The following is a 23,188-nucleotide window of genomic DNA, read 5'->3' as shown; positions in this document are numbered from 1 at the left end:
GGCTATGCGGAAGAAGCCGCCGTTTTCGCAGAAACGTTGCCGCTGAATTCCTGATTGGGAGATCGGTGAACCCGACGGGTTCGATTTCCAGGCGCCGAAGGACCTGGGAGCGGGTCTTTCGGTCCGTTCTGCCCGTTTATGGACGGATCGGTGCCAGGAGCCGGTCGGGGCTCTTGTAGATGTTGCTCAACGCCAGTACGGGGAAGGCGCGCGTGATGTTTCTTCGCGAGGCCGTGATAGCGGGCTTTGATAAACCGCAAACGACTCACCGCCGCTATCGGATCTATAGAGACAACCCATTTGCAACCATGTGTCGCAAACAATAGTATTGGAGACCAGTCTTTTTGCGACTCATCGTCCTAACATGCAACTGCTCTCGATCGGAATTAATCACCATACCGCGCCGGTTGCCTTGCGCGAACGAGTGGCGTTCTCGCTCGAACAGATCCGGCCCGCCCTGCAGACACTGAAAGCCGCGTGGCATAGGCACAGTAGTCCGCGCGGTGGTGCGGCGCATACCACGTCGGCGATGGATAGGCTCCCGTTCAGCTGCGACGCGCTGTCTGAAGCGGCGATTCTGTCGACCTGCAATCGCACCGAAATTTACTGCGCGACTGATGACCGCGCCGCGCCTGAGCGCGCGATTGCGTGGCTCTCCGCCTATCACGGCATTGATGCTGACGAACTGGCGCCGCATGTCTACACGCTGCCACAGTCGGAGGCGGTGCGACACGCGATGCGCGTGGCGTCGGGCCTCGACTCGATGGCGCTCGGTGAAACGCAGATTCTTGGCCAGATGAAGGAGGCCGTGCGCACCGCGTCCGAAGTCGGCGCGATGGGTACATATCTGAACCAGATGTTCCAGCGTACCTTCTCGGCCGCAAAGGAGGTGCGCGGCCAGACCGACGTCGGCGCCCATTCGGTATCGATGGCGGCAGCCGCGGTGCGGCTAGCGCAGCGCATCTTCGATAAGATCTCTAGCCAGCGCGTATTGTTCATCGGCGCAGGCGAGATGATCGAACTGTGCGCCACGCATTTTTCGGCGCAGACGCCGCGCGCTCTGGTAGTGGCGAACCGCACCCTTGAGCGCGGCAGCAAGCTCGCCAAACGCTTCGGCGGTCAGGCGATTCCACTTGCGGACCTGCCCGAGCGGCTGCACGAGTTCGACATCGTGGTGTCGTGCACCGCGTCGTCGTTGCCGATCATCGGCCTCGGAGCGCTCGAGCGCGCAATCAAGGCGCGCAAGCACCGGCCGATTTTCATGCTCGACCTCGCAGTGCCGCGCGACATCGAACCGGAAGCCGGGCGGCTCGAAGACGTGTTCCTTTACACGGTCGATGATCTCAGCACCATCGTGCGCGAAGGCTCCGCGATGCGTCAGGCCGCAGCGGCCCAAGCGGAAGCGATCATCGAGACGCGCGTTCAGGGGTTTATGCACTGGCTCGAGCAGCGCAGCGTGGTGCCGGTGATCCGCCATATGCACACGCGGGCCGACGCGCTGCGGCGCGTCGAACTCGGGCGAGCGCAGAAAATGCTCGCTCGCGGCGACGACCCTGCCGCGGTGCTCGAAGCTCTGTCGCAGGCGCTCACCAATAAGTTCATCCACGGTCCGACACATGCGCTCACGCGTGCTTGCGGCGGCGACCGGGACCACCTCGCCACTCTGTTGTCCGGCTGCTATCGGCACTCAGCCTCGTCCGAGCTCTAACGGCGCGCAACCCTCGTTAAAAAGAACGCCTGGTGTCAATCACGTTCATGCGATTCGTGGACGAAGCGAAGATTTTCTCCCGCAGTGCATTGAAATACTTGCGCTGTTTTCATGGGCCAATACGTTATCCGTGACGGTGATCCCACCGCAACACGAACACAGCGCAAGCCGGCGAATGGAACACAATGTGTGCCTCCCACTCACCGGAATCAGAGCCATCCACGCCTCTCAGATGCGTCAAGTCAGCTCTTGTGCGCAGTTATGAAAGCGATCTGACCGCGTCGTTGACTCGCACCGTCCCGGTCTGTACAGGCTCCAAGTACAAGCCGATGCGGCCAGACAAATTGCTCGAACTCCTCGGCACTCAATCTCGTTCAGACTTTCGCTACAATCGGCTTTGGGCCATTTCGACCTTCAACGCATGGGGATTCCAGCCGATTCCAGTGGGGCGACGCTAATCCATGCACCATGGCCGTCCAGCCGACTTTGCCGCTTGCAAAAAACCCGTAACCAGTTGAAGGTGTGGGAGCGCAACGTGACAATGTTGTCATGCGCGCGTCAGCTTGGGGGCACGGCCAGTTGCGCAGAATGAAATCAGCTCATCGTCTCTGGAGGCCTTGAGCACGCGCTTCGTTCAAAGAGAGTGAAGTTGAACTTCTCCTAACTCTACCTGTCATGCATTGCCGTTAACGCACCGATGCAAAGCAAAAGCCGGCGCTACGCACCCAGCCCTTCGAGACGTGGGAACGCGTGACGTGCATTTCGACGGTGCAGCACTCCCGACATATCCCTTCGTAATACTAACTAACGCTGGCGGGCCGAACGCGGCACACAAGTTGACAAATACCCTTTTAACGCTCGCGGCTTGAAATGATTCGTCATTGCGCACATCGAAAAAGACTCTTTACGCAATTCGCGTGTCATCACGATTACCCGCCGGGTACACTTCGCGCTCAATTATCAGAGTGTTTCGCCGCGGCCATCGGCGCCATGCCCAGCATCGCCAATCGCGCGGTCTGTTTTGTTTCACCATGCAATCTGGAGAAGAACATGAAGAAAACGCTTTTTGCCGCCTCATTGCTGGGCGCGTTTGCGGTCTCGGCGCAAGCTCAAAGCAGCGTGACCCTCTACGGCACGCTGGACGCAGGGCTGGTCTACTCCAATAATCAGTTGGGCCATAGCAACTTTCAGCAGGGAAGCGGGTCCCTGTCGAATACGTTGTTCGGCGTGCGCGGCAATGAAGACCTCGGTGGTGGCCTGCATGCGATTTTCACGTTGGAAAGCGGCTTCAACCTCAACAATGGCGCATTCAAAGAAAACGGCACGATGTTCAACCGTCAGGCTTATGTCGGCCTGAAGAGCGATCAATATGGCCAGATCACGCTGGGCCGCCAATATGATTCGATGGTCGACTATCTCGCACCGATTTCGGCCGCAGGCTACGGCTATGGCAACAATCTGGCCGCGCACCCGTTCGATAATGACAATCTCGACGGTACTTTCTCGGTTACGAACTCCGTAAAGTACACCAGCACGAATTACAACGGCATCCAGTTCGGCGGCTTGTATGGCTTCAGCAATGCGGCCGGTCAGTTCTCGAACAACCGAGCATGGAGCGCGGGCGCTTCATACCAGAACGGTCCGTTGAATGTCGCGGCCTCGTATCTGCAACTGAACAATTCCGGCAGCAACAACACCGGTGGCGCGGTCTCGTTGGGCAACGGCGACGCAAACATCGCCGCGGCCCTGCAGCGCACTTACGGCGCCGGCGCGAACTACACGTACGGCGCGGCGACCGTCGGCTTCGTGTATACCCACACGCAGCTGGACAATGTACAAGGCATCAACGTCGGCGGGACGGTCATCGGCGGCATCGGCGGCACGAACCTTCATATGGACAATTATGAACTCAACGGCCGTTACGCATTGACGCCGGCGCTGAGCCTCGCGGCCGCCTACACGTTCACCGACGGCAAGGTCACCGGTTCCAACGGAGCGGGCGATCCTAAGTGGCAGACGGCCTCGCTGCAAGGCGACTACGCTTTGAGCAAGCGCACGGATGTGTACCTGGAAGGTGTGTACCAGCACGCCTCGGGTCAGTTGGGATCGCTGGGTGCGAACGTGGCCGCGATCAATACGCTGTCGCCGTCGTCCACCGCCAACCAGACGGCGGTGACGATCGGCATGCGCCATCGCTTCTGAGGTGAATCCGCCATTTCCTGATTGAGCCGCTAGTCAGGAAAGCAACCACAACCGCGCACCGGTCGCAGGTCGGCGCGCGGTCGCGTGCGTTTGCGCGCTGTTCTCTCCGTGTCGTGGGCTTTCGGTCCTGTGGCCCTCCCGCTGGCCCTCAGGAGTTTCCTCAAATTTACTCATCATGCTATTCGTTTTTCCCGCAGGGCCGATTCGTCTTCGTGATGTCGTGCAATATGAAATGGCGCGAAGATTCTTGTACGGCGCAGACGAGGGGATCGTGGCGCGATGCGCCGACGGTGGAACAAAGATCTCGAGCGGCAAATCAGCTGTTGCAGTAGTGACGCAGGTTGTCGGGTAGCTGAGCGCGATCACCCGCGCCCAGCCTCCTCAGGTAGGGTCGAGAACTGGCGCGCACACCGGTAGGCGCCGGTGGTGATTCCACCGCTTTCGCGATGCCCCGCATCCGGCAACCATGGTCACGTGCTTAGCTCCCGCCACGTCGAACGGACCGGGCCGATTTGCGGCACTACGCTCTCCTGTGTGCTTCATGTCAAGATTTATGGGAGCTATCTCGCTGGGCGCGCTTTCGGTGGGGCAGCACGACGAACACGATAGCCGTTGACCAGCTTCAGTTCCTCATACAACCCGGTGCGGCTCTTGTCTTTATTGACCTCAACCTGCAGTTTGGCGAATTTTTCCTGAAGTCGCCTGGTCACCGCCCTCAGCAGCCACGCATGGGGCGGATGGGCATCGATCAGCACCACCAGATCGTCAGCGAATCGGGCATACCCGACGTAGGTGTACTTCCCGTTGCGCGCGGCTTCTTTCGCCCGCTCGGGCATACGGTCTACGTCAGTGAGATAGATGTTTACTGAGCAATGGTGAAAGCACCCCGACTTGCCGAACGCCTTGTTTGCCCGACGCCGTCAGCATCAGCTTCAGCACATGCATTACGTCGTCGTCGTTGACCCGACGCGCCACCTGACGCCGGTCTTGCACTGAACAATCGCCGTCGCCACCCGATGCACCGCTTCATGCGCGGTACGCTTGGGACAATATGCGTTATTTTGGTCTTCTCTGGCGATAGGACTAACCCGCGTTCCGCCCGAAATTCAATCGCTGCGGGCTTGAGCTCCTACGCAAACGCCCCACGAATGCCGTAAACGTTTCCTCCAGCCGCAGGTAGGCCGCCTGGTCGACCAACTGGGCACTAAGCGCGCGCAGCTCGTCCTGGAGGCTCAAGCGGCGCAACTCCGCTTGGCACGTGGTCGGACTTGGCTGCGATTCCATTCATAACGCCGGCGACCTCACTGAGGTTGTAGGGTCCGTTGTGAGTGTAGAAATGCGCGTCGACAGAGAACTTACTGTTCATCATGTATCTCGTCTTTTTAGCTCGGCTGTGCTCGCTAAATGTCGCGTAGCACATCACGTGCTTCTTTAACAGAGAAAATCATCCCCATATCTTTCATTGCCTCACTACGTGTGTATCGCAACTCACGATTTGCGTTGAAGCGGGTGTACGTTGCCCGGTTCACCGGCGCGAATACCACTTACCTCGGCAGCCGGTTCGGCAAACTGTAATAACGCCCCGGCGGCATCATCTGTAGACCACCTGGGCACAGTCGACCCAGCAGCGTTGGAGGCGGCCCCAGGTGCGTTTGCAGCAGCGGGCGCGGGGACAACTGTGCTGGACTGTCCGGCCGCTCCGGACGCCGGCGTGCTTATGCTGTCTGGGCCTGTATCGGGGCCCGAGTCGTCGTAGGCCGGCCGAGGTGGATTGCCGTCGGAGATCAGATACTGGCGACGCTGCAGATACGCGTCTCGTACGAACGAATACTTGTCGAGGGCAGCACCCGCCAGGAGATTCTCCGCACCGAGCAGCGATGCGCGCTCGCTAACGACCCGCACGCCATAAAGTGTCGTCCGGACCCAGATCGGCTGGATGTACGTTGTCAGATCCGCTTCGAACTCGGCGAGCATCCCCGCAGTGTCACGCACGGTGCTCGGACCGAGCAGCGGAAGAACGAGATACGGCCCCGGCGGCACGCCATAATGACCGAGCGTCAACCCAAAGTCGGCCGTGTGCTTTGGCAGTCTCGCGAGCGTCGCGACGTCGAACAGGCCGCCGACACCAAAGACCGTATTGATGGTGACGCGCATGACATCCTCGACGCCATCGGTAATTTTCAACTGCAGCAGATCGTTGGCAGCCGTGTACACGTCGCCAATGTTAGAAAAAAAGTTGGTAACGCTGTCCTGCACCGGCTGCGGCAGTGCCCGTACATACGCCTGAGCGACCGGCTTTAAGGCGTACTGGTCGACCTTGTCGTTGAACGTGAAGACAGTACGATTGAGCCCTTCCAGTGGATCACCCCTGGTCGGCGTCTGTACCGTCGCACAGCCCGCGAGTATCAGTGCTGCCGCCACTGCCATCCCTGTGGCGCGTATCGTTGTCGTTACTGTTTTGCTCATTTCGCCGGGACACTCGCTTGAGGCTAGATCTCTGACAATGCGTAACATTCAATACACCGCCAGCATGTCTAGCGGACGATGTTTGAAGCGTGGGTGCACCCAGTAATATTGCTCGGGAAATTTCACGATCTGTTCCTAAAGAAATTTATTCGTGCGGCCCGGATCGACCGTGTCACTCCAAACGGGAAATCGGTAAGCGGCTTGGAGATTGTCACCTTGTACCCTGGGTCATTCGCAACCAAGTGATTCGCTATCAACCTGACCACAGCGCATCGATCGACCATGTCCGCGCAATTGCGCCGGCACGATCAAGCGGGGCTTCGCGCCCGAGCCGGGAGTTTCGCGAAGTTGAACGGCAGCAGCTTCGAGACATTGGCATTCGGTGCGTGCTGCGACAATTCGGTGAGTTCATGCAGGACGTACACGTAGGGCTCGAGTTGCAGGCCGTCCCCCTGACGCCTGCCGATCCTGCCGTCCGCTTTGACATTTAGCGGTACTTCATCGACCTGGCTTGGCAATTTGTCGCAAACGCCTTGCGAGCGCTTTGGAGACGATCGGCGTGCCTTCTCCAGCCACGCCGCCTTGTGCCGCTTCGCTATCGCGCAGAAACAGGCTCACTTCGCCCGCTACAATTTCGCGCTCGTTGTCGGAGATGATCATGTGATACGAGTCGTCGAGATAGATAGAACGCACGAACGATGCCCCAATGTGCGCGTTGACGAATCTTGCGTTGTTGGCACTCGCGGTTTCATCATCTATGGCGTGAATCGTGAGGCAATCGGTCTTAATATCGCCCAGGAACCTGCGCACGCTTTTCGCGAGCCGGGACGCTTCATGAAGCGCCGACAGCGATATGGTGGAAGGACCAATCTCGCTGATCGCGTTGCTTTGCATCACGCGAGCAATTTTCGCGCGAAGCGCTTCGTTCTTGAGCCCGAATGGCGATTCTTCGCGATATCGCCACCTTCCTCGCATCGGCGTGTAATAGGCCAGACCTAGCAGGAATTGATACCACGGGATAGCCCAGCCGTCGTAGGCTAGCGTGACGGACAAGAGAATGACCGCCTGAGCCGAGGGTCGCTGCTTGACGAGCGCGAGCGCCAAAGTCGCCCCGATCGAGAGGCCGCACACCGACACGCGTCGATATCGTTGGGAAAGTTCGTCGAATCGGCCGACGGCCGCTGCGAGCCACTGCTCCATCCTTCTTTCCGGCGATCCGGCACTATAGCCGTCGAACACTGGCGCATAGGTTGCGAAGCCACTGCGCGCCAAAGCGCGAGCTAGAAACCGCATCTCGAGCGGCGAACTCGAAAGACCATGGACCAGGAGCACCGCGTGATCCCCACTTGCGTTGAACTGCGACTTCGTGTTTAACAATTTCAATCCTCACTTCGCTCACTAGAAACTCGCCGGCGTGCGTCAAAGTCTATTCGCTACACTGTCGATCAGCTTGTACTGTCCTACGCCCACGTCGATGCGAGTGCGATGGCTGCTACTAGGCACGAGTGTGGATGAGAGGCGGCTGGTATCGTTCGAATGGACATGCTCGTGGGGCATCCCCGGCACAGTCGCCGCTCGTTTCGTTTTTGGTGCGGAAGCGGGGTCACTCTCGCCATGGCAGCGCACTGCCTGATGAACGCGCGCCTGAGTCGGGATAATGTCATCGTGATAGCGAGGAAGATTCCGTATCAGCCGATGAGTTTCATCTGCAGCGCGACTGGCGATCTCGCGTTCATTATCCGCCCGCAAGAGCATTTCATAGCGCGACTGCGCCACTAGGGCGATGAGTTCGGCGCGATATTCAGAACGTCGCAACCTCTCTATCAGGCAAATCACCAGCATGCTAACCACCGGAAGCGATACGATCAGCGCAACGTCGGACTGATCCAATACTCCTATCTGCTGGTACGGGGGCACAAACAGGAAGTCGGCGATCGCAAGGCCAACTGTCATGACGGCGAGCGCAGGCGCCATTCCGAAGAAATATTCGATCAACGCGGCGGCGATGAAGTATGCCGTTCCAGGCATGATTGGTCCTAGTAGCGGGTGCAGCAGCAACCGAACTCCACTTGCGATGACGAGTGCGAATACCGCAAAATACCAGCCCCCGAGACCCCGCGGAGCCCAGCGGCTTGCATTACGAACTTTCATATAGTGTCGTTTGATTTGGTGCCTTGCATTCGGCGGTTGAGAGGGCGAGGACACGTCTGGCCCCCATATCGAGGAGAGCCAAAGCAGAGTGATAGCCGGCTATTACGGTCCATGAAACGAGCTAATATCCGCTGGGCGGAGAGCGCGTCCAGTGTTGACGGAACCGATACGTCGACAGGTTTAAGTTCGCAGCTCGCCCGTACTGTGAGACTGACCAGGTCGCGCACTTGAGATCGAGCAGACAGACAAAAGCGACATGTCTGACATTTGTGACAAGTAAATCAATGCGTCGCACCGACTTTTCTAAGCGCTTCCATTGCCGCCAGATTGCCTTGCGCTTGAACGGTCGCGAGGGCAGTGTTTCCCCGCGCGTCCGCATGATCCGGGTCCGCGCCATGCGCGATCAGGTCATCGAACAAGCCAAAGCGTCCAAAAAGCGCGGCGAAAGCAAGTGCGGTTTCGCCCGCGTTATTGGTTGCGTTAACATCGCAGCGCGCTTGCAAGAGCGTCCTTGCTATGTCGAGTTGGCCTTTGTAAATGACGCCCATCAAAGCCGTATTGCCGTTATGGTCGGCTGCGCACGCATTGGCGCCGGCGGCCATCAGCTTGTCGAGCGTATCGGGATGATTGTCATAGGCAGCAAGAATGAGCGCCGTGTAGCCGCTCGAATTGACGCTTTCAAGTGGGTAGCCCGCCTTGAGCAACGCATCGAGAATGTCCCATCTCCCCTCTCGTGCAGCGTTGAACCATTCCTTGTCGTATTGATGCGCGGCGACGTGCTGGCTCGCGTCCAGATGCAGAGCAGGAGCAGTCGTGACTTCCGATCCGCATCCTGCCAAAACCACTGCACATGCAGCCACGCTAGCGATGGAACGCCATGCAAAGCCAAAGTTTCCGAGATCCTTCATACCAGATGTTTCCGTGAGACGAGGCACGCTGGTTTAGCGGCGTGCCTCTTGTAAGCGGTGGCGACTAAAGGCGAATCAAGCTTGCCTGAAATTACTCGTCAGACAGCTTCGCCGACAATGTCTTCACCTTCGAGCCGTCCGCGTTCAGCGCACGGATCAGACGCGCGCCCAGGTCGGGATCGGCCTTGTTGAAGTAGGACAGCATCGTGTATTTGTTGTCTTCGTTCGTGACATGGCTCAAGTCGCCGGACAGCGCGGTCACGAGGTCGCCCTTGCCTTGCTCGGTAAGACTTTCGAAATACTGGCCCGCTTGCCGGAAATTCTGCTTGTTGTGAATCGCGATCTGCTGCGTCGTTCCGGACAATGGCGTCTGCACGTACTTGAATTTCGGGTTCTGGCTTAGCTCGCTGATCCCCGACGGCTCATAGTTGACGTCGCCGGTACGGCCGCTCGCGTTCATTTTTCCATCTTGATTGTTGTTGTGGACTTCAGCCAGCGGCCGGTTGATCGGAAGCGAATTGAAGTTCGCACCCAGCCGGTACATCTGCGTATCGGCGTACGCGAACAGACGGCCCTGAAGCATCCTGTCTTCCGACGGTTCAATGCCAGGAACCAGTCGCGACGGCGCAAACGCGGACTCTTCGGTGGACTCGAAGTAGTTGTCGGGCACGCGGTTCAGCGTCATTGTGCCGACCTTCCGCTCAGGCACACCAAGCCATTCCTTAGTGTCGTCAAGCGCATCGTAAGAGAACTTGTTCAGATCCGACGGCTTGAGAATCTGGACATACAGATCCCACTTCGGGAAATCGCCTTTACGGATCGCGCCGTAGAGATCGTTGGTCATCAGGTTCCAGTCCGCACCAATGGATGCGGCGATTTCACCGGGACGCAAATCCTTCTTGCCCTGATCGCTGACCCAGTGGAACTTGACGTAGTGCACCTCGCCCTTCGCATTCACGAACTTGAAGGCATGTACTCCAAATCCGTCCATGTGCCTGTAAGAATCGGGCATGCCCGCGTCGCTATAAAGATGCGCGAGCATATTCGTCGCTTCAGGCGTATGCGCAAAGAAATCAAAGGCCAGATTGGCGTCCTGGACGCCCGTGACCGCGCTGGGCTTGTTAGCGTGGACGAAGTCAGGGAACTTGATCGCGTCGCGAATGAAGAAGATCGGCCAATTAATGCCAACCATGTCCCAATTGCCTTGCTGAGTGTAGAACTTGATGGCAAAACCACGGGGATCGCGTGCTTGTTCGGGAGATCCGCGGTAGCCCATCACCGTTGAAAACCGCACGAATACCGGCGTTTTACTGCCTGGCGAGAAGACCTGCGCCTTTGTCAGGTCGGATAGATCGGCACTTGGAACGAAGTTGCCAAAGGCACCTGTGCCTCGCGCATGAACGACACGTTCAGGAATGCGCTCGCGATCGAAACGCTGCAGCTTTTCAACCAGATGCGAATCCTGCAGTAGCACGGGACCTTCGGGCCCCGCTGTTTCCGAATTCTGGTTGTCTCCAACAGGAGATCCGTTGTCGCGGGTCAGGTTGGCTGCAAAGACAGGCGGCAACATCGTGGCGCTCAAGACGACGGACAGAAGCGTTCCTTTCAAGACTCTAGTTGCATGTTGCATATGGGCTCCTGGGGATCGGTTACTACTCAAGACATCGCTAATCGGGCGTTGCATGCTATGTCGATGCCCTAGAGCGGTCCAATCGCCATTTTTAATGAACGCGATAGTCATGGACCAGGCATGCGTACATGACAGATTTGTCAGCGATAAGCACATTCGGTATCCTAACTTCCAAAACGGTGATTCAACGGCACCCGTACCGAATGACACGGATCCTTCATGCCACAGCAACCTCAGAGAAGAGGCTAACGCAGCAGCGCTGCCGGTCGGACATTCGTACGCGCCGTAGAAAACAACCGCGTGGGGCTTCGCTCTGGCACATGCGTGCGGTGACGAGGCACGCCAACGTCTGTGCTATTTAAAGAAGGTCATCTGTGCGATCTCGGCGATGTCGAGGCACTTGGCTAACACGAGCTAGCCCTGCAGTACGCCCCTCCCGGGGGCGCTCTCTGAGCGTGAGGTTCTACGCCGACGGTTCTTCCGCCGCAGCAGTACAAGCTACAACGCGATCCCACTGGATATCCGTCGGCCACGCCTGACGGTAGCCGTGGTCTGACCGGCAGACTCTGAAAGTTCCTAGTTTCTTCACAGACACTATTGCCGTGTCGACCAGGAGACGCAAACCAATCTCTTCGTTATGGCGATATACCACAAGGAGTCTAGATGCGTGATTCTGATGACTGTATGGCGTCAACATTACAGTTCGGTCACGTTCGAGATGGTCGTCAAAGAAATTTGTTTGACCCGTCACTTCCATCGAGGCTCATGCGAAGAGGCGGGCTCTCGACCGGGTGTTGTCAACTTGCCGAGCGTGAGACGAAAAACCGGCAGGTGTCTTGATCGTTTAGAAAGCGGTCGACGGACGCGATAGTTCAAGACTGATGTCACAGTCTGCGGCAACACCGGAACTGGGCGCTTTTTACGCACTTCAAATTCTTTTCCCGCAGTAAAGACTTTGGCTCGCTTCCGATCGGCAATACAGTTTTTCTCAAACGTATTGGAACTTGGCGCCTCGTGCTATTTCCTAGTGGAAACGGCAGACCCGCCGCGTGGATCGCGACCGACATCGACCGCCTCCAAGACGGCAACCTCGCCGATCACTGGGATGTCCTTCAGGACGAAGCGACCACGGCCCAATCCGTTAGTGGCCTGCCGATGTTCGGCGACCTGTTTCCTGCCTGACCACGGATGCACCAACAAGGATACGACTATGAAACTCACCGGAAACACGATCTTCATCACGGGAGGCGGTTCGGGCATCGGCCGCGGGCTTGCCGAGGCGCTGCACAGGCGCGGCAACAAGGTTATCATCGCCGGCCGCCGGCGCGGCCATCTCGACGAGGTGATTGCGGCGAACCCCGGGATGGCTGCGATCGAACTCGACATCACCGATCCGGCCAGCATCGACCGGGTGGCGGCGCAGTTGATCGCGGACTATCCCAAACTCAACGCTCTGATCAACAATGCAGGCATCATGCTGCTGGACCAGGTGGGCGGCCGGATTGACGATGCGCTGATGGTGTCCACCATTACGACCAACCTCATGGGGCCGATTCGCATGACGTCAGCTCTAATCGATCACCTCAAGACGCAGAATGACGCTGTCGTCGCCTATACCAGCTCGGTGCTTGCTTTCGTGCCGTTGGCCGCGGCCGCGGTGTACTCGTCGACCAAGGCGGCACTCCATTCGTACGTCCTCTCGCAGCGCTTGACGTTGCGGGATACGAAGGTTCGCGTGCTCGAGATTGCACCGCCCTGGGTGCGCACGGACCTCATCAACAGCCGCGAAGCCGAACTGGGGATGCCGCTTGACGCGTTCATCGCCGAAACGATCGCTGTCCTCGGTACCGATGCGGATGAGGTTTTGGTTGAAGGTGCCAGGCCGCTGCGAGCGAACCCCGGCCCCGGCGAACAAGCCGTCGTCCATAGCTTTAATGCGCAAATGACGGAAGCCCTGTCCGGGTCAACCTCAGACGTCGCTTGAGCGACCGCTGATCCCGGTGCCACATGTCGGTTCGTGAGGCATCGTCCACTATTAGACATGCTGGACGCGAGGACTCGTTAGTGGCTTGCATGGCGAGGTCCTCGGCCCAATGTAAAGAGGTGGTCGGAGGCACGATAGCATATAAGACGAAAAATGCGAGTCGTGTGAGTCTGCGATAGCTCGAGCAATGAACTCTATGACCGGACTGCTTGATTCCGTCGCAGTAAGGCGGCTCGCGCAGAAGCGATTTGTAATGTACTGCTTATGAAAGCAAAGATTAGAACCGCCGAGCGGCTGTTAGCGAGAAGCGTCGGGCAGCGGCCTTGTCGCGCTTGGCTGCAAGCAGGAATTCAATGGTCGTGCTCGCCTTGATTTTGCCGTCAAGGCAAAGTGCGGCGGTCCTGCGCAAGGGTCACGACGATGAAGGCCACGCTGCACAAGGTTGCGACATAGATCGCGGGCACCATTGTGCTGTTCTTCAGAAGCAGCCAAACGATGATCCGCGTCAGCCCGCCGAAGAGTGGTTACGCGACGTTGTACGAGAACGAGATTCACAAAAAACGGACCGCAGCGGGAAACGCGTGGATCATCACGAACGGGATCTAGCCGACTATTCCGACCAACAGGATATCGAGTTAAGTGCCGTGCTGATCGACTGCTCCGCACAGCAAATAAGACTCGCCGCGCAGCGTAACAAACACTTCGTCCATATGCCAGGTGGTATCCGGCTTTCGGCAAACCGCTTTTAGGCGATGCGAGAAGCGTTCTAAGCGTGCCACGCGCACTCGCGGGATCCAATCAATCACGTCGGGATCTTTCCGTGAAGCCCAGAAAACGTTTTCAAAGATGAGCCGCAGGATTTACCGCCTTACATCTGACACGGAAGATCAATATCGAAATCGCATCACCAGATTCCTATGGATACAGGCCGGGAAAATCGGTAAAACAGGCGATTGCGGTGACGCGCAAGCGTTGCTGGCAGTATGACTGGGTTGTTGAGTTTGACATCAAGGCGGCGTTCGATCAGATCGATCATGACGTCCTGCTCAAGGCGGTACGCAAGCACATCAAGGTGGATTGGCTTCTGCTGTATATCGAGCGATGGCTAAGGTCTTACGGGGCGTCTTGCCCGTCATGGCCATCGTGGTCGTCTCAATTTCGGTCGCCGAAGTTTACCTCATCGCCTTAGCGCGACAGAGCCCTCCGGGATCCCCCTCGGCGGCCATCCGGGTCTGCTCAGCCTCAACGGCCTTGCACGGAACATCTGCGCACGCGAGGCCATTGCGGCGCAGTCACTGGTGGTCAAGTCTGTGCGTACGTTGATCTGCGCACTATTCCGGTCGCACCTGCCCCGTGAGCTCCGCACTGGCGAAAATCTTTTCGGTCGCGCCGAAACTGGCGATTGCCGCCAGCCCCAGGAGCGCCAGCACGCCGCCGAACCAGAAATCGGCGGAAATGCCGACCCGGTCGACCACGGTGCCACCTATCGAGGAGCCGACAGCGATCGCGACCTGGATGATGCCAACGAACAGCGCGGACCCCGCCTCGGGCAGATCAGGCGTTGCGAGTTGCATCCACACGCTAAGACATAGCGGAATGGCGCCGAACGCAACGCCCCACACGAGTATGGCAACCATCACCGCAGGCTCGGAATGCCGCAGCAGCGGCATCGCCAATAGTGCGAACATGAGCAGTGACACGACCATCACCAGTGACGCCTTCAGCTTGCGCGTAACGATCGCCGAGAAAGCGAAGTTGGAAACGAACCCCACGAAGCCGAACCCGAGCAGCAGCAAGGTAATGCTTGACATGCTGAAGCTGGCGTTTTGCAGCAGGAACGGCGCAACGTACGTGTAGGACGAGAAGTGAGCGCCGAAGATCAGCGCGACCATCAGCAAACTTCTACGCGGAAGAGCGCGTCGGCATAGCGTGACCAGATCCGCCATCCGCAACGCTGCCGTCGACGGCAGCGAAGGAATCAGGAACGCCTGCGCGGCGAGCGCGACGGCCACCAGCACGCCGGTCGCCATGAACGACGTGCGCCAAGACGCCAAGCCGGCGATGAAGGTGCCGAGCGGTACTCCGATCACCGTTGCGCATGTGACCCCGGTGAGGATTGCCGCTGTCGCCTTTGCGGCATCGTGTGACCGTACCAGCCGTCCAGCAGCCGCCAGCGCAAGTGTCCAGAATCCGCCCAGACTCGCGCCGAGTATCGCGCGACCCAGCAGCATGAACGCAAAATTGGATGCGAAGGCCGATATCAGATTGGACGCCAGTAGCAATACCGACAGCATCAGCAGGATCCGGCGGCGGTCAATGCGTCCGGCACCCAGCATCATCCCCGGCGCAGAAAGAGCGGCGATAACGCCAGGAATGGTCACCATCAGCCCAGCAGTGCCGGGCGTGACGCCGAGATCCCGGGCAATCTGCGGCAGCAGACCAACGGGCAAAAACTCCGTTGTGACAAACGCAAATGCGCCGATCGTCACCGATCCCACTGCAAGCCACGCGCGCAAAGGGGACGAGTCGCCGCTTTCCGGCGGATCGTTACTCGCCGGCTGATTCTGTTCCATCATCATGATTCTGTTTTCTGTCTGCGTATGGGTGATCGAATGTTGGGACGGGCGCCGCGGCGCCGTAGGTCCAGTCGTTTGGGGGGAAATCACATCAAAGAAAAAGTCCTGTTTTCGGGGCCGTTGTTCATCGATGAACAGGCGACCTTCTCCGAGTTTTCACGACGCTCGACGATAAATGATGTTTGTGACGATAACCTGCGAAGCGTGCGCCTCTCACAACCGGCCGGTCGCGGACGTACTCAAGGTCGTTTGTACTGCCCGGCTCACACACATATCGACCGCCCGCCGCTAAAAGGGACGACACCATATCACCTCTTCCGCTGTCGTGCTGGATTGGAGAGCGCTTCAAAAAGTAGTCATCAGAACGCTAAAGCGTTCGCCAGCAGTGGTCGTCGGTCCATTAACAAGTCAACCGTCGACACAGCTTGTTCGCCTGGCAACCGACGAGCAGTTCGAGAGAACTGCCGCTCTCACCATCAATGACGGCAGTGAATGGCCTCAAGCCCCAACGAAAGCGTGGCGTCCTGATGGTTTCGAACTTAGGCTGAGGCAGCCGCGACACTTGGCCGCGCTCCCACGCGGGCGCGCCAGTCTTTGAATGAACTCGCAACTTAAGCAGTACTTCTCACATCGATCGTCTTTCGTCCGCGAGCCTTACTGCGACACAACCCTTTTGGGTCCTCACCCATTCGTCCCCCTGAATTACAGCTCGGGGCTATATCCAAGCCCACTGTACTGATTTGCCTTGCAAACGTAAGTCAAATTCGACTCCCCCGGGACCCTGAGACCGCGTTCGGCCGAGCCAAAAGCAAAGGCTGGGCCATGCGCTGGGGCTCATCGAACTGTTAGAGACCCATTGATCTCCGACGTTGCCGCCGCCGTTTGCCCCCTGTCGAGGCGTCGCAACGCAACCGCGCGCCGTGTAATCAGTTATTAAGCTGATGATAAGCTTTTACTCTTTATCCTCTTGAGGCGCGCGCAAGCAAGGTCGTTATCCCCACATTCAATTGGAGATAGAACATGTCGCGTTACATCACTACCCGTACCGCCTTGGCCGTTACTGCACTGACTGGCGTTGTTGCCATCGTTCAGGCCGTCACATCGCCTCGCAGCGGCGTGAATGCAATCGAGCCGGCGCCGAACAGCGCAATCGAATCAACGGATGCCGGAAGCCCGCTGCTGTCCCAGGTGCAGCTTGCGGTATTGCTTGAAGGGTTCGATTGGCAGGAGCCATTGGCTGCAATCCGCTCAGCCGGCGTGCAATAGCGCATCCAAGGGCCGCACCCGTCGCATTAGCGGCGAGCTGTCCCATCTGGAGACGATGGGACGCCAGGCCGGAGGCGATGCGCCGCCGCGCTTTGCCATTTTCAGGCGCTACATGGATTCACCTAAGTGACTCGTTATGTGGCGGGCAAGGACGTCGAAGGTGACAGGCCGCTTATGGGCTTGCGGTCATCTGATTGTGCAGCCGGATCTTGCGCTTTCCGCCGGGTCGCGCGCGGCGCATAGTCGCCGCCACGCACGATAGGCCTCTTTCGTTTTACAGGCTTTCGGCTTATCTGCAGACTTCGCCTGGTACGCCGCCCAATCGTGGGCGAGAACCTTCTCTTCCCGGTCAGTAAGTGGCGCGTCGGGCGGCTTACTGTGGTAAAAGAGCGCGGCAACTGCAACGCCAAGCCAGGGCTGTTAATTTCTCGTGGCTCCGCAGAGGCAGCGTCGCAAATGTTCAAAGTTCAGCGCGTTGCGGTGCCGCTCGATGGTGATGCTTCGGCCTGATGTAGCCCGCGCATGCAGTTCAGGGCGATGGAGCGCAGGCGCGCCAGAATTCCGGGCTTGGTTCGCGTCGAGCAGTGATCCTCTCGCAAGGCCACATGGCGCACATGATGATTCTGGTTCTCTATTGACAAGTGGCCACGGATGGCCATCTGACAGGTTGCGGCGCTCATAACGGATGTACTGACCCACCATGCGGTTTCCGCTGGTGCGGACCCAGCCGTCAGTGTGGTGGCAGCGTTCGACCGAACGCGAGCCGCTGACGATGTGCCGTACCAGCGGCTGCCAGTCCATCTTCCAGCCAGTCTAGCGGCACACTCCAGATACGCACGATACACGGCTCGCTACGGCTGTACCGGCTCGGATTGTCTGGACACGGTTTTGCAACGCAGGCGGCCTCTTCCAGGGTGGCTGCCTGACGGGCTTCATGGGGTAACTGAAGCCCGGTCTTTCGAGACGCCAGTGGCGATTGTAACAATCCTTGAACTCGACGACCGCAGGCCGGACTTTCTCGTCAGATTCCTGACGATGCGATCGGGCCAATTTTTTTCGCCGCACGTTACACTAGCCGCGAAAATTCCGGGAACCTCACTTGGCAAAAGTCTCCACGATCCGCGATGTCGCCGAATTGGCCAACGTGTCCAAGGCGACCGTCTCGCGTTACCTCAACGGTACGTTGACGCTGCCGGCGGAAACCAGGAAGCGCGTCGACGACGCCGTGATCGCCCTCAACTATCGGCAGAATAGTCTTGCGCGGCGTCTGAGCATCGGCAGCAGCGAGACCATCGGCCTCGCGATGCCGGACATTGCCAACCCGTTCTTCGCGGAACTTGCCGACGCGGTCGAAGAAGCCGCCTCCGAAGGCGGCTTCGGACTGTCGCTGTGCATCACGCGCAACCAGCTCGAACGCGAAGCGCTCTATCTGAGCTGGCTCGACACCCAGCATCTGGACGGCCTGATCTTCGCCACCAATCGCCCCGACGACGGCTCGCTGCAAAAGCTGATCGGCGAGCGCAGGAACATCGTGCTGATCGACGAGGACGTACCGGGCGTCGATGTACCCAAGGTGTTCGTCGACAACGCCGAAGGCGGCTATCTGGCCACCAAACATCTGATCGACGCCGGCCACACCCGCATTGCGCACGTCAGCGGACCGGAAACGCTCTTCACCGTGCGTGAGCGTCTGGCGGGCTACCGGCGTGCGCTCCACGAGGCAGGCCTGCCGTTCGACGCGTCACTCGTGCTGTTCGGCGCCTACGACCGCCGCTTCGGCCAGGTGGCCGCTGCCGAACTGATTGCACGCAAGACCGCCCCAACCGCCGTTTTCGCTGGCAGCGACTTTCTTGCGGTTGGCATGCTGGAGACGCTACGCGACCGCGGGTTTGAAGTGCCGCGCGACATGTCGATCGTCGGCTTCGACGACATGGAATTCGCCAGCCTGCTGATGCCGCCCATCACCACGCTGCGGCAGTCCGCGCGCGAACTCGGCCGCGCGGGCGTCGCTATTCTGCTGGCCATGCTCGCCGCCGACCAGGGCGAGGCCGCGGGCGCCGCAGCCGCCCTGGCGTCCGGTGCGGCGCTCGGTGCACCGGTACATCGCCTGCCGGTGCGGCTGATTGAACGCGCGTCGGTCGCGCCGCCGCGCAATACTTAGTCTCCTTTCGTATTTACCCTGATCTTTATTGAAATGGTTGACATCCCAATACTCTCCACATAACTTCAATAAACCGGTTTACAAGAAGGCGGGCGCAATGTTGGTTGCGTCCTTTGAAAGTCTTTTCCACTCACGGGACGGCGCCATTCCACGCGCCGCTCCGCTTACTCAGAAAAGGGATTTCGATGAACGCACCACATCATTTGCGCCGGCTCGCCGTCACCCTCTTCGCGCTGTCACTCATCGGCTCCAGCGGCAGCGCGTTCGCCGCGGACAAGAAGATCGCACTGGTGCAGATCAACCAGGAGGCACTCTTCTTCACACAGATGGACCAGGGCGCGCAGGCCGCCGCGAAAGCAGCCGGCGTCAACCTTGAGATCTACAACTCGAACAACGACCCGAACGCGCAGAACAACGCCATCGAGACGTATATCCAGCAGAAGGTGGATGCGATTCTAGTGGTCGCGATCGACGTGAACGGCATCAAGCCCGCCATCAGCGAAGCGAAGAAAGCCGGTATTCCGGTGGTCACCATCGACGCCATTGTGAACGGCGACAACGCCGTGCAGGTGGGCGTGGACAACAAGAAAGTCGGCGTGGATATCGGCAAGTACACGGCGAACTACATCAACAAGAATCTGGGCGGCAAGGCGCAGATCGGCGTGGTGGGCGCCCTGAATTCGTTCATCCAGAACGTACGGCTGGACGGTTTCAAGGAAGGTGTCGCAGCGGCACCCGGTGCAAAAATCGTGTCCACCGTCGATGGCCAAAACGTGCAGGATCAGGCCCAAACTGCCGCTGAAAACCTGATCTCGGGCAATCCGAATCTGCAGATTGTCTATGCGACCGGCGAGCCCGCGCTGATCGGTTTGGTCGCAGCGGCTTTGTCGCAGGGCACGACGGATCATCTGAAGATCGTCGGCTGGGACCTGAGCGCGCAGGCCATCAAGGGCATCGACGCGGGCTTCGTCACCGCCGTCGTGCAGCAGGACCCCGAAGGCGAAGGCAAGGCGGCAGTTGGCGCCGCGCTCAAACTGATCGCCAAACAGCCAGTCGAAAAGAATATCTCGGTGCCGGTCACCATCGTGACGAAAGCGAACGTGGACAAATACCGGGCTATCTTCAAGTAAGTCCAAGGGAATTCAATCGAGCACCAGGTGCGCCGGACGAGGACATGCAGATGAATAGCGTTGCCATCACTCCACGCGTACGCATGGAGAACATCATCAAGAGTTACGGCGCGGTGCAATCGTTGCGCGGCGTGAATCTCGAAGTGGCGCCTGGCGAAGTGCTGGGCCTCGTCGGCGATAACGGCGCGGGCAAATCCACGTTATCGAAGGTGCTGGCGGGTGCGGTGATTCCCGACGGAGGTCGCATCGAAATCGACGGCAAGCCCGTGCATTTCACGGACCCCGGCGACGCCCGCGCGCATCACATCGAAATGGTCTATCAGGACCTGTCGCTGTGCGATACGGTGGATGTGGCCGGCAACCTGTTCTTCGGCCGCGAGCCGCTGCGCCGCGTGCTCGGCATTCCCATGCTCGACCACGCGAAGATGCATCACGACGCCCGCGAAATGCTGGATGGTCTCGGCATCCGCATTCCGAACACGCATCTCGATGTCGAGAATCTGTCGGGCGGCCAGCGTCAGGCGATTGCGATTTCACGCGCTGTGTCGTTCGACCCTAAGGTGCTGATCATGGACGAACCGACCGCAGCGCTCGCCGTGGCTGAAGTCGAAGCGGTGCTCGAACTGGTTCAGACCATCAGCCAGCGTGGCGTCAGCGTCATTCTGATCAGCCATCGCTTGCAGGACCTGTTCCTCGTCTGCGACCGGATCAGCGTGATGTATGAAGGACAGAACGTGACGGATCGCAAAATTGGCGAAACGAATCTGGAAGAAGTCGTCGATCTGATCGTCGGACGTAAATTCAAGGCGCGCTCGGCGCGCGCGCTCTCGGAGGACTAATCGTGGAAATCGCCATGCACAAGGACCAGAGAGCGCCGCGCCGCTCGTTGCAACATCTGTTGGGCGGCAATGCGGGCGTGGCCAGCATTGCGGTGTTCTTCGTCTGCTGCGCCGTCGCTTTCAGCTTCGCCACCGATACCTTCCTCACCGCCGGCAACCTGCTGAACGTGCTGCGCCAGAGCGCACCGTTGCTGATCGTCGCGACCGCGATGACGCTCGTGATCACCACGGCTGGCATCGATCTTTCGATCGGCTCGACGCTTGCGCTGGTTGGCGCACTCGCCGCCGTTGCGCTGCACGCGGGGATGTCGGACAGCGTCGTCTTGATAGGCGGCCTCCTGCTCGGCGCGCTGATTGGTGCGATCAACGGCTACTTCATCGCGTGGGCCGGCATGCCCGCGTTTATCGTGACGCTCGGCACCTTGTCGGTCGTGCGCGGTCTTGCGTTGCTGATTACACAAGGCTATTCGGTGCCGATCGAAAACGACGGCTGGTTCGTGCAACTCGGACGTGGTCATATTCTCGGCGTGCCGATGCCCGCCATCATCTCCGCCGTGATCCTGTTCGCCGGCTGGTTTGCGCTGCGTCATATGCGGTTCGGGCGTTATGTGGTCGGTATCGGCACGAACGCGGAAGGTGTGCGCCGCGCGGGTGTAAACGTGCGGATCGTGACGTTGAAGGTCTACATTCTGAGCGGTGCGGCCGCGGGGCTCGCGGGTCTCATTACAACGGCGCGGCTCGGTAGCGGTTCGTCGAATCAGGGCGTCGGTTTCGAGCTCGCGGTGATCGCAGCCGTCGTGCTCGGCAGCACGAATCTGTTCGGCGGACGCGGCACGATTCTCGGTACGCTGCTCGGCGCGCTGACGATTGCCGTGCTCGGCAACGGGCTGATCCTCATCCACGTATCGCCGTTCTATACGCAGATCATTCAAGGCGCGATCATGCTGCTCGCCATCTGGATGAACACGCGGATCTTTTCACAGCGGCGCGGTAAAAAGGCTTGAACGATGACGTCGATCTTCCGTCATGTTTCGCCGCTGCCAATTGGCGTGGATACCGGCCATGTGATGACCGTGCTCGGTCCCCTGCCCGTCGAGAAGATGGGCGTCACGCTGATGCACGAGCACATCCTGCTCGATGCCTCGGGCAAGTGGGTGCCGCCCTCATGTTGCGGCGACCGTCATATCGGCGAACAGAAAGTGCATATCGGCATTCTCGGCGCGCTGCGGATGAATCCGTTGATGAACCGCGACAACTGCCAGCTGTTCGATGTCGAAACCGCGATTGACGAGCTGATGCGTTTTCGCGAGCTGGGCGGCGAGACGGTGGTGGACCCAACCAACCTCGGCATTGGCCGCGATCCTGCAGCGCTGCAGGTCATCGCCCGGCGTACCGGCCTGAACATCGTGATGTCGACCGGATTCTATCTGGAGCCCACGCATCCGCGCTACGTCAGCGAACGATCCATCGACGATCTAGCCGAACAACTGATTATCGAAGTGGGCGGCGCGGATCAAAAGCCTGATGTAATAGCGGGTTTGATCGGCGAGATTGGCGTGTCCGCGGCCTTCACGGCCAACGAAGAGAAATCGCTGCGGGCCGCGGCGCGTGCCAGCGCGGCGACGCGCGTGCCGTTGTCGGTACATCTGCCCGGCTGGGTGCGGCATGGGCACCGCGTGCTGGACATCGTTGAAGCGGAAGGTGCGGACCTGCGTCACACCATCCTCTGCCACATGAATCCAAGTCACATGGATACGGAATATCAGCACACGCTCGCGCGGCGCGGAGCGTGGCTCGAGTATGACATGATCGGCATGGACTACTTCTATGCCGACGAGGCAGCGCAATCGCCATCGGATGAAGAGAATGCGCGTGCGATCAAGGCGCTGATCGACGCCGGCTTTATCGACCGTGTGCTGATGTCACAAGACGTGTTTCTCAAGACCATGCTGACGCGTTACGGCGGTTACGGCTATGGCTACATCCTCAAGTACTTCGTGCCGAGATTGCGACGCCATGGTGTGACCGATGCCCAGATCGAAACCATGATGATCGCCAATCCGGCAAAGGTCTTTGCGCGGCAACGCTAAGCGCGAGCTACATGTTTGTCGCACAACTCGGCAGCGCTCATTCGACTCATAACCAAATTCGGTAAACCGGTTTAACG

The 23,188-nt window shown here is 59.0% G+C and carries 18 protein-coding genes and 1 pseudogene; 11 read left to right on the top strand and 8 right to left on the bottom strand.

The features are described from left to right. Positions 1 to 529: 529 nt before the first annotated feature. Together hemA and ABQJ48_RS31075 are read left to right on the top strand one after the other, a co-directional pair. On the top strand, positions 530 to 1,708 hold the full coding sequence (gene hemA, locus ABQJ48_RS31080) for a glutamyl-tRNA reductase (RefSeq protein ID WP_473094214.1): 1,179 nt from the start codon (positions 530 to 532) through the stop codon (positions 1,706 to 1,708). A 1,050-nt stretch (positions 1,709 to 2,758) separates the two neighbouring features. After that, positions 2,759 to 3,910 carry a porin gene (locus tag ABQJ48_RS31075; RefSeq protein ID WP_367841774.1) on the top strand — a complete coding sequence of 384 codons (1,152 nt, stop codon included), beginning with the start codon at positions 2,759 to 2,761 and terminating at the stop codon, positions 3,908 to 3,910. A gap of 560 nt (positions 3,911 to 4,470) precedes the next feature. Here the strand turns inward: ABQJ48_RS31075 and ABQJ48_RS31070 are convergent. The 6 genes from ABQJ48_RS31070 to ABQJ48_RS31045 all read right to left on the bottom strand — a co-directional run bounded on the left by ABQJ48_RS31070 (position 4,471) and on the right by ABQJ48_RS31045 (position 11,005). Next, positions 4,471 to 4,746, bottom strand: a complete 276-nt coding sequence (locus tag ABQJ48_RS31070; RefSeq protein WP_317015033.1) for an RNA-dependent RNA polymerase family protein — start codon at positions 4,744 to 4,746, stop codon at positions 4,471 to 4,473. 652 nt (positions 4,747 to 5,398) lie between these two features. Beyond that, positions 5,399 to 6,376 (bottom strand): MlaA family lipoprotein, encoded by a 978-nt coding sequence (locus ABQJ48_RS31065; protein WP_367841773.1) that lies wholly within the window; start codon positions 6,374 to 6,376, stop codon positions 5,399 to 5,401. Positions 6,377 to 6,874: 498 nt separating this feature from the next. Then, positions 6,875 to 7,759, bottom strand: coding sequence for an alpha/beta hydrolase (locus ABQJ48_RS31060; RefSeq protein WP_367841772.1), 885 nt, complete (start codon positions 7,757 to 7,759; stop codon positions 6,875 to 6,877). Positions 7,760 to 7,795: 36 nt separating this feature from the next. After that, positions 7,796 to 8,527: a DUF4118 domain-containing protein gene (locus ABQJ48_RS31055; protein WP_367841771.1), complete on the bottom strand. Its 732-nt coding sequence runs from the start codon at positions 8,525 to 8,527 to the stop codon at positions 7,796 to 7,798. Positions 8,528 to 8,808: 281 nt separating this feature from the next. Beyond that, positions 8,809 to 9,435 (bottom strand): ankyrin repeat domain-containing protein, encoded by a 627-nt coding sequence (locus ABQJ48_RS31050; RefSeq protein WP_367841770.1) that lies wholly within the window; start codon positions 9,433 to 9,435, stop codon positions 8,809 to 8,811. A gap of 91 nt (positions 9,436 to 9,526) precedes the next feature. Next, positions 9,527 to 11,005, bottom strand: coding sequence for a catalase (locus tag ABQJ48_RS31045; protein WP_473094213.1), 1,479 nt, complete (start codon positions 11,003 to 11,005; stop codon positions 9,527 to 9,529). Between the two features lie 1,074 nt (positions 11,006 to 12,079). Between ABQJ48_RS31045 and ABQJ48_RS31040 the strand changes: the two genes are divergently transcribed. Beyond that, the gene (locus tag ABQJ48_RS31040; protein WP_367841769.1) at positions 12,080 to 12,247 is read left to right on the top strand and encodes a nuclear transport factor 2 family protein; all 168 of its coding nucleotides are present in this window, start codon (positions 12,080 to 12,082) and stop codon (positions 12,245 to 12,247) included. A 28-nt stretch (positions 12,248 to 12,275) separates the two neighbouring features. Beyond that, entirely contained in the window at positions 12,276 to 13,049 is a 774-nt protein-coding gene (locus ABQJ48_RS31035; protein WP_367841768.1) for an SDR family oxidoreductase, read from the top strand. Between the two features lie 641 nt (positions 13,050 to 13,690). Here ABQJ48_RS31035 and ABQJ48_RS31030 read toward each other — a convergent pair. Continuing rightward, positions 13,691 to 13,810: pseudogene (locus ABQJ48_RS31030) on the bottom strand (IS6 family transposase); the annotation flags it as partial. A 113-nt stretch (positions 13,811 to 13,923) separates the two neighbouring features. Between ABQJ48_RS31030 and ABQJ48_RS31025 the strand changes: the two are divergent. Then, on the top strand, positions 13,924 to 14,238 hold the full coding sequence (locus ABQJ48_RS31025) for a reverse transcriptase domain-containing protein (RefSeq protein ID WP_367841788.1): 315 nt from the start codon (positions 13,924 to 13,926) through the stop codon (positions 14,236 to 14,238). Positions 14,239 to 14,380: 142 nt separating this feature from the next. Here ABQJ48_RS31025 and ABQJ48_RS31020 read toward each other — a convergent pair whose 3' ends face one another. Continuing rightward, the gene (locus ABQJ48_RS31020; protein WP_317015044.1) at positions 14,381 to 15,628 is read right to left on the bottom strand and encodes an MFS transporter; all 1,248 of its coding nucleotides are present in this window, start codon (positions 15,626 to 15,628) and stop codon (positions 14,381 to 14,383) included. 1,017 nt (positions 15,629 to 16,645) lie between these two features. On the opposite strand from ABQJ48_RS31020, the gene ABQJ48_RS31015 reads away from it, so the two are divergent. The 6 genes from ABQJ48_RS31015 (at position 16,646) to ABQJ48_RS30990 (ending at position 23,111) form a co-directional block, all read left to right on the top strand. Then, positions 16,646 to 16,891 (top strand): hypothetical protein, encoded by a 246-nt coding sequence (locus ABQJ48_RS31015; protein WP_367841767.1) that lies wholly within the window; start codon positions 16,646 to 16,648, stop codon positions 16,889 to 16,891. Between the two features lie 1,099 nt (positions 16,892 to 17,990). After that, positions 17,991 to 19,052: a LacI family DNA-binding transcriptional regulator gene (locus tag ABQJ48_RS31010; protein ID WP_367841766.1), complete on the top strand. Its 1,062-nt coding sequence runs from the start codon at positions 17,991 to 17,993 to the stop codon at positions 19,050 to 19,052. A gap of 185 nt (positions 19,053 to 19,237) precedes the next feature. Continuing rightward, positions 19,238 to 20,182 carry a substrate-binding domain-containing protein gene (locus ABQJ48_RS31005; protein ID WP_367841765.1) on the top strand — a complete coding sequence of 315 codons (945 nt, stop codon included), beginning with the start codon at positions 19,238 to 19,240 and terminating at the stop codon, positions 20,180 to 20,182. A gap of 50 nt (positions 20,183 to 20,232) precedes the next feature. Continuing rightward, positions 20,233 to 21,021, top strand: coding sequence for an ATP-binding cassette domain-containing protein (locus ABQJ48_RS31000; protein WP_367841764.1), 789 nt, complete (start codon positions 20,233 to 20,235; stop codon positions 21,019 to 21,021). Between the two features lie 2 nt (positions 21,022 to 21,023). After that, positions 21,024 to 22,025 (top strand): ABC transporter permease, encoded by a 1,002-nt coding sequence (locus ABQJ48_RS30995; RefSeq protein ID WP_367841763.1) that lies wholly within the window; start codon positions 21,024 to 21,026, stop codon positions 22,023 to 22,025. A 3-nt stretch (positions 22,026 to 22,028) separates the two neighbouring features. Continuing rightward, a complete protein-coding gene (locus ABQJ48_RS30990) occupies positions 22,029 to 23,111 on the top strand; it encodes a phosphotriesterase family protein (RefSeq protein WP_367841762.1) in 1,083 nt (360 codons plus the stop codon). Positions 23,112 to 23,188: the final 77 nt, after the last annotated feature.

The sequence above is a fragment of the Paraburkholderia suaedae genome, assembly GCF_040812055.1.
Lineage (GTDB): Bacteria > Pseudomonadota > Gammaproteobacteria > Burkholderiales > Burkholderiaceae > Paraburkholderia.
This window is presented reverse-complemented; position numbering and strand designations above follow the sequence as displayed.

What these genes read in the sequence shown, in the direction of transcription:
- hemA (WP_473094214.1), top strand. Translation starts at nt 530, where the DNA reads ATGGATAGGCTCCCGTTCAGCTGCGACGCGCTGTCTGAAGCGGCGATT.
- ABQJ48_RS31075 (WP_367841774.1), top strand. Translation starts at nt 2,759, where the DNA reads ATGAAGAAAACGCTTTTTGCCGCCTCATTGCTGGGCGCGTTTGCGGTC.
- ABQJ48_RS31070 (WP_317015033.1), bottom strand. Translation starts at nt 4,746, where the DNA reads ATGCCCGAGCGGGCGAAAGAAGCCGCGCGCAACGGGAAGTACACCTAC.
- ABQJ48_RS31065 (WP_367841773.1), bottom strand. Translation starts at nt 6,376, where the DNA reads ATGAGCAAAACAGTAACGACAACGATACGCGCCACAGGGATGGCAGTG.
- ABQJ48_RS31055 (WP_367841771.1), bottom strand. Translation starts at nt 8,527, where the DNA reads ATGAAAGTTCGTAATGCAAGCCGCTGGGCTCCGCGGGGTCTCGGGGGC.
- ABQJ48_RS31050 (WP_367841770.1), bottom strand. Translation starts at nt 9,435, where the DNA reads ATGAAGGATCTCGGAAACTTTGGCTTTGCATGGCGTTCCATCGCTAGC.
- ABQJ48_RS31045 (WP_473094213.1), bottom strand. Translation starts at nt 11,005, where the DNA reads ATGTTGCCGCCTGTCTTTGCAGCCAACCTGACCCGCGACAACGGATCT.
- ABQJ48_RS31035 (WP_367841768.1), top strand. Translation starts at nt 12,276, where the DNA reads ATGAAACTCACCGGAAACACGATCTTCATCACGGGAGGCGGTTCGGGC.
- ABQJ48_RS31020 (WP_317015044.1), bottom strand. Translation starts at nt 15,628, where the DNA reads ATGATGATGGAACAGAATCAGCCGGCGAGTAACGATCCGCCGGAAAGC.
- ABQJ48_RS31015 (WP_367841767.1), top strand. Translation starts at nt 16,646, where the DNA reads ATGTCGCGTTACATCACTACCCGTACCGCCTTGGCCGTTACTGCACTG.
- ABQJ48_RS31005 (WP_367841765.1), top strand. Translation starts at nt 19,238, where the DNA reads ATGAACGCACCACATCATTTGCGCCGGCTCGCCGTCACCCTCTTCGCG.
- ABQJ48_RS31000 (WP_367841764.1), top strand. Translation starts at nt 20,233, where the DNA reads ATGAATAGCGTTGCCATCACTCCACGCGTACGCATGGAGAACATCATC.
- ABQJ48_RS30990 (WP_367841762.1), top strand. Translation starts at nt 22,029, where the DNA reads ATGACGTCGATCTTCCGTCATGTTTCGCCGCTGCCAATTGGCGTGGAT.